A 6,346-nucleotide genomic window follows, 5' to 3' on the forward strand; every position below is an offset into this window, starting at 1 on the left:
ACGTCCCGCCACAGGGGGCCGACCCGGTGACGGCAACGGCGCTCGTCCAGACCGATCCGACCGGCGCTTTCGAATGCTCATCGCAACCTCCTCCTTCAGGGTGTTGCGACGACCGTTTGAATCCGTCCTGTTCAGGTTGGTCCGTAAGTACGAAAGCAAGCGAATTATACTGACACGGACGATTCAAGCGGTTCTTTGGGCTACAATCCGGACGTCCTTTGCGACAGGAGCTTGGCGAGACCATAAGACGGCGAGGTCGGCCATGGATGCGGAGCAACAGGTACGCGCAAGCACATAATAACGAAGTACGTAGCGAGAACGTAGCCCTCTGAAACGAGCCCAGGACCGCCACGATCTCTGAAAACAGCATGGGACTTGGTGTCAGCGCCAGAAATCCGAGCACCATTGAAGTGCGCTGCTCCCCGACACCTGCTCCACAATAATGCGTAGTCGTCCGGACGGGATCGAGAGTGTTCGAGGCGTGCTATATTTCCAGTAGGATGCCGGTGGTAAATGAGACGAATCTTACTATTCATCGAGTAGCTAATCCCGAAGCTTTACCCGAAGTGTTGTCGCTCCGCTTAATCTAATCGCGGCAACGGAAGCGGGTCCTATCCTGATCCTATGTTAACCTAGTGAGTGCTGCCGACACATCGCCGGCAACACTGCAAGCTCGTGCAACTTCATGAAGCGCCAGTCAGTCAGCAAGGTCCCTTCCACGGGTCTCGGGAAGCTGCCGCACCGCGATCAATCCAATGACAGCAAGCAAAATAAAGTATGCGGTGAATGCCAGAGGTGACACGTATGCAGTAGACCACGAGCGAAGGTATGGCGCGGTGCTGCCAAACAGGACAGCTCCCATTGATGATGGGATGCTCATCACTTGGGCGCGGACGCGATTTGGGATCAACTCGTTTATGAAAGCAATTTCCGTGGATGCAACCGCTGCCCAAAAGAGCAATCCGATGGTCATCGGAATCGCAATCTGTAGCAGCGAAGGTCCTAGCGCAAGCTGGAGGGGGTACGCGAGGAGGATGACAGAGGCAAAGCCGATCGTATAATTGAACTTTCTTCCAAAACGATCGGACATCATGGCCCAACAAGGCAATGCAAACAGAAATGCAGTTTGCGCTATAAGGGCTGCCCAGTACGCGTCACGAGGATTTGCGCCAATCATTGTGATGGCGTACTCGCTGAAACTGACGGACAATGTATACGCTGCCGTAGCCGTAACAGGCCAGATGAGCAACAGGGCAAGAACGATGCGCCTGTATTTCCAGACATTTCTCCAGTAACCTTGATCTTCAAATTTTGCTTTAGCTTTGGACGCCTCATATGCTGATGACTCTTCCATGCCCCGGCGAAGAACGACAATGAAGAGGCCATACATCGCGCCTACAATGAAAGGAATGCGCCAACCCCATTGATGCATGTCCGCGTCACTAAGAACTGAGGTGAGAACCGCGCCAAAGAGAGTTCCCTGCATTACCCCTAAATTGAGCCCCATCGGGTAAGCGCAGCTTTGAAGGGCACGCCATTTTGGACTGGCCATCTCCGCTGTATAAACGAAGGCTGATATGCTCTCCATTCCATGGGCGACTCCTTGCGCCAGCCGGGCTGCTACCAGTAGAAAGACGGCGGCGATCCCGATCGAATGATAGGTCGGTGCACACGCGATGGCTAAGCTCCCGCAGGCTGCTAGCGCTAGCGCGGCAACCATCACGGGCTTTCGTCCAAAGCGGTCAGCAAGCCTCCCAGCGAGCATTGCCCCCAGAGGTCTCATTACGAAACCCAATGCGAATACAAGGAGCGTGTTCAGGCCCGCCGCTATCGGGTTGTCTTGTGGGAAGAACTGATTAGCGAAGTATGGCGCGAAGGCTGCGAATACGACATAGTCATAGTACTCAAACGAAACACCGAGTACTCCGCGGATAAGCGAGGTCCGCCGCACTCGTTCCGCACGGGTAGCGGTATTCTCGAGGGCATTGCTTCCACGGCGCAACTGTGTGGGTATCACCCGAGGGGCGAAGCCTCCGAGTGTGCTCACGGTCTGATTTGTGCCTTCCATCTTTCCTCCCTATCCTGGATGTCGTGCGTTCGTGCCTAGCGTGGAAGCTGCAACTATTCCTTGCAAGTGCCGAAATAGTTGAAGAAGTGCGTGTGTGACCGCCCATGCGCAGTGCGTGCGAATTCCGAACATGGACCGGGTAGATCCAGAGTGATGCCACGGCTCGGCAGTATGCTGTGTTTCCTCACGCCTATTTCCACTAATGCACGGAGTATCCCAATTAGCGAGATTTTGTCAATTGCAAGTGGCCCGACTTGAGAAAATCTGCCCCATCGCGCTGAGCCAGTTGTTCCTGCGGTTATTGCTCGCCCCTCGAGGTGAAAATAGGGGATGGTGCCCACGCGCTGGCAAGGGAACGGCCGCCGTCAGTGCCCGACCGACGCATGCGGGTTAAGCCGGTTAGAATGCATCGATGGCAGAATTGCCTACCTCGGAACATCGCTCCAGCCAAGCCGCTGCACCGCCTGATCCAGGAAGCGCATGTCGATCACGCTGTCGAGGTCAATCGTATGCTGCGCTGACGAGGGCACGAGACCGTTAGTGATGTAGGCTTGTACGCTCTCCTTGCTCACGTAAGGGGTGGAGAACTGCCTGAGGTTGCCGTCCCAAACCTCCTTCCACAGCTCCTTGTCCATCTATTCGTAGCGGGCCTTCTGGAGTGTCTCCCCGGCAGCCCGCGGCTCCTGAATAATATAGCGCATGGCCTTGACGTCTGCGCGCACGAGTGCCGCGTACAAGTCGGGACCCTTCTCTATGTCCGCATTGCGTACCCCGACCACCTGCCCTGCCATCGGTTTGAATCCAGGAATCTCGTCCCGACCAACGCTGAAGTAGATCATGGCTCCGAACTGTAGCTTCGCCATCTCCGGTGCTGGCGAGGCGGCAGTGAAGCCATCAATGTTGCCGTTGCGCATCGCGGCCAGAGCGCTTGGGGTCGAACCTAGCGGGAGGATCTGGACATCCGCAACCGGATCGAGACCCGCGCTCTTGAATGCCGCGCGGGCTGCGTAGTCGGTGCTGCTGCCCGGAGCCGTGATACCGCAGCGGAAGCCCTTGAAGTTCTGCGCGGCCGCGAGGCGCTCGCGAATTGGCATCCCCTCCGCGACCCAGTGTCTTTCGGCGAACTGCTTGGATATGACAAGGTGCAGAGTCTGATAATTCGCTTGTGCCATGATAATTTTCAGGCCCAAGCCACGCGCGACCGCCACAAGCAGCTCGCCCGGCGGGTTGAGAACGGAGGTGCCCGAACCTGAGATGAGCGCCGTCACGCTTGCGGGGCCGCTCCCGCTCGATACGCGCTCAATGGCGAACCCCTCGTCGTGATAGAAGCCGAGGGCCTCAGCGAGGTAGCTGGGAGCCCACGCGACCAAAGCTGTATTTGTTGCATGTATAATCGTCACCTTCCGTTCGGGAGCCGCTATCGACAGCACTCGGCAGTGCGAGGCTGGAAACCGCATCTCCGGAGCAGGCAATGAAGCCGCGCCTAGTCGTGCTGCCCAACGTAATGCTCATCATGTCTTTCCTATCACGACCATGAATCGGAGAAGTTGACCTCCGCTAGCCAGCCTGCCCGACTCAGCGCTCTAGCGCGACGGAGAGCCAGTCATTGTTCTGCTTAGCCTCGCACTGATCTAAGACCGTGCAAAGTTCCCAGGCGAGCCACTTCCACTTAGTGCCGTATATTGAGATAAATTACAACCCGTCCGAACGAATATAGAGACGGGTGGTGTTTCGGCGCAAAGGCCGCGTGCCCCGACCTGCATTACCTGGGCAGGGAGATCCGTCACCGACCTTTCGACCCAGAACATCTAGAAAGCTCAAAGGATCTCGAGCGTCAATCCGTCCGCTAGGGCGGCGTTCGTCTCTAGGGGCCTTTGTGGCAAGGATCATCTTGATGAGCGCATAGGGTTGATATCGCCAAGTCCCAACGAGGCCAGCGTCTGGAACGTTACTGAGAGACTCTGCTTTGGAACAAGCCTGCCAGGTAAGCAGGTCACGCGGGCACCTCGCACAAGACTATCTAGTTGCTCGGGCTATGCTCCGTCACAGCTTCCACGTGTGCGCAACCAGACGCGCACGCATTGCAACCCAGAAGAGTGCCAACAAATCTCACCCATTGACATAAATTGCGTTTCGGCTCACTATTGGAAGGCAAAGTGTACAGCTGAGACGCGTTTGCAATGGGGATCGTTCGAACAATCTGGCGCTCCGTGAGTGCCAAGGTAGAGCTGTCCAAGAACCAGAAAATACAAAGTATAGGAGGAGGTTCATGGCGCCAATACTGGAATTTCGGAGCGTTTCGAAGGTTTTTTTCAAGGGCGATACGCGCATCCATGCCTTGAGGAATGTTTCCACAGAGGTAGAGCAGGGCGAACTCTTGGCAATCGTCGGCCCTAGTGGCTGTGGAAAATCTACTCTCTTAAACCTTGCAGCTGGTCTAATGGAGCCTGGCCTCGGTGAGGTGTACTATGACGGCAAACCGATTTCAGGCGTCAACTCTCACGTCAGCTACGTCACCCAGCGAGACAACTTGCTACCTTGGCGAACAGTTGAAGACAATGTGCTCTTGCCTTTTGAACTCAAAACGCGCTCGCGCATGCCAGTCGGCGAGCGGAAGGAACGGGCACAGAAATATATTGATGTCGTCGGTCTCAAGGGCTTCGAGAAACACTATCCAGCCGAACTTTCCGGTGGTATGCGCAAACGCGCGCAACTTGCGCGTTCACTTGTTTACGAGCCTGATACACTTCTGATGGACGAGCCCTTTGGCGCTCTGGATGCACAGTTGCGGTTGGTGCTGCAAGCCGAACTTCTTAAGACTTGGGAGGGCTCGGGCAAGACACTTATATTTGTGACGCACGATCTAACAGAAGCCATTTCACTGGCTGACAGAGTCATCGTGATGTCAACTCGGCCGGGGCGAATTCGCATAATAGAGCGTATCGAGCTGCCGCGCCCTCGCGACGTTTTCAGTATCCGGTTTCTCCCGGAATTCGGTCAGTACTTTGAGCGGCTGTGGGCTTCTCTCAAGGAAGATATGCATCAGGGAGCCGATGTCTAATGAGCAATATTGAGATGACTTCAGGTCGCGCTACAGACATTGGGCTTGCTCTCGATGAGGATCAGGTCTTTACCGTCGATCCAAGCATCAAGGCACGGCGGCGCGAAGCTATCATTGTCATTGCCTCCCGCGTAATCCTCGCTGTTCTCGTGCTCTCCGCTTGGGAATGGGTTAGTGGGCGCTGGATCTCTGATTTCTGGATCAGCAGTCCGTCGCGAATCGTCGTTGCATTCGTGAAGCTTTTGTCAAGCGGTAGCTTGGTGGCGAATATATCCGTCACGATGCTTGAGGCTGTTGTGGGATTCGCTATTGGTGTAGTAGCCGGCATGACGATGGGCGTGATATGCGGCGCCAACCGCCTCATTGCCAGGATTCTAGATCCATACCTCGTGGGATTTTACTCGCTACCACGCATTGCGCTGATTCCACTGTTTATCCTTTGGTTCGGCATCGGCCTTCAGACGAAGGTAATCTACACTGCGTTACTCGTCTTCTTTCCGGTTTTCATGAACACGCTGAGTGGCGTTAGGGACGTAAGCCAAGATCTTATCGACGTAATCCGGGTGATGGGTGCTTCGCGTGCCGACACCGTTAAAAAGATCCTAATACCTTCAGCACTTGCGTGGCTCTTCGCTGGTCTGCGGATCTCAGTGCCATATGCCCTTGTCGGGGCCATCGTCGCTGAGATGTTCACCTCAAACGTTGGGCTCGGGTATATGATCTCGTTCTACGCTAACCAGTTTGACACCGCGAGCTTGTTCGCAACTCTTGCTATCACGACCGCACTGGGCCTCCTCGTAAACGCAATAGTCGGTCAAATCGAAAAGCACTTGCTTCGCTGGAAGCCGGCAACGCTGTGAAACAGAAGTGCCCCATGTCGAGGTTAGCGTAACAGCTGATACGGAGATCTGCGTGAGGAGCGTGTCCGAAAGATCCTGCTATCCAAGCTAGTTATGAAAGCACCGCAAGGGGCCGCGGAGGGTTGCTCGCTTCTAGCAGACATCGCTAACCCCAAGTGCAGGGAGAAAATGGCAGGTACATGATCAACGGCTAAAAGAGCTTTCCTCGCTCGGGTAGGCGTTCCGCGAACCTTTCAATTACCCACATTTTTGGGCTGATCGGCCGCGCTTGCCTGACCGACACCCGTCGTGATTCCTTATCGAGCACCTCATCGTCTGCGACAGGTGTCTCATGGGCCGGGTTTTCTCTTTTCTCTC

Annotated in this window: 5 protein-coding genes; 2 read left to right on the plus strand and 3 right to left on the minus strand. The window is 55.4% G+C overall.

Going from position 1 to position 6,346, the window contains the following annotated elements:
- Nucleotides 1-697: 697 nt before the first annotated feature.
- From FS320_RS35990 to FS320_RS36000, 3 genes are all read right to left on the minus strand, one after another.
- Nucleotides 698-2,068 (minus strand): MFS transporter, encoded by a 1,371-nt coding sequence (locus FS320_RS35990; protein ID WP_152717149.1) that lies wholly within the window; start codon nucleotides 2,066-2,068, stop codon nucleotides 698-700.
- A 425-nt stretch (nucleotides 2,069-2,493) separates the two neighbouring features.
- A complete protein-coding gene (locus FS320_RS35995; RefSeq protein ID WP_152717150.1) occupies nucleotides 2,494-2,703 on the minus strand; it encodes a hypothetical protein in 210 nt (69 codons plus the stop codon).
- Nucleotides 2,704-3,525, minus strand: a complete 822-nt coding sequence (locus FS320_RS36000; protein WP_152737846.1) for an ABC transporter substrate-binding protein — start codon at nucleotides 3,523-3,525, stop codon at nucleotides 2,704-2,706. It abuts the gene before it with no gap.
- Between the two features lie 812 nt (nucleotides 3,526-4,337).
- Here FS320_RS36000 and FS320_RS36005 point away from each other — a divergent pair.
- Both FS320_RS36005 and FS320_RS36010 read left to right on the plus strand, forming a co-directional pair.
- Nucleotides 4,338-5,129, plus strand: coding sequence for an ABC transporter ATP-binding protein (locus FS320_RS36005; protein ID WP_152717152.1), 792 nt, complete (start codon nucleotides 4,338-4,340; stop codon nucleotides 5,127-5,129).
- A complete protein-coding gene (locus tag FS320_RS36010; protein WP_152717153.1) occupies nucleotides 5,129-5,989 on the plus strand; it encodes an ABC transporter permease in 861 nt (286 codons plus the stop codon). The genes FS320_RS36005 and FS320_RS36010 overlap by 1 nt, the downstream gene beginning before the upstream one ends.
- Nucleotides 5,990-6,346 lie beyond the last annotated feature (357 nt).

It is taken from the genome of Microvirga tunisiensis (assembly GCF_009296175.1).
In the GTDB taxonomy this organism is placed as follows: domain Bacteria; phylum Pseudomonadota; class Alphaproteobacteria; order Rhizobiales; family Beijerinckiaceae; genus Microvirga; species Microvirga tunisiensis.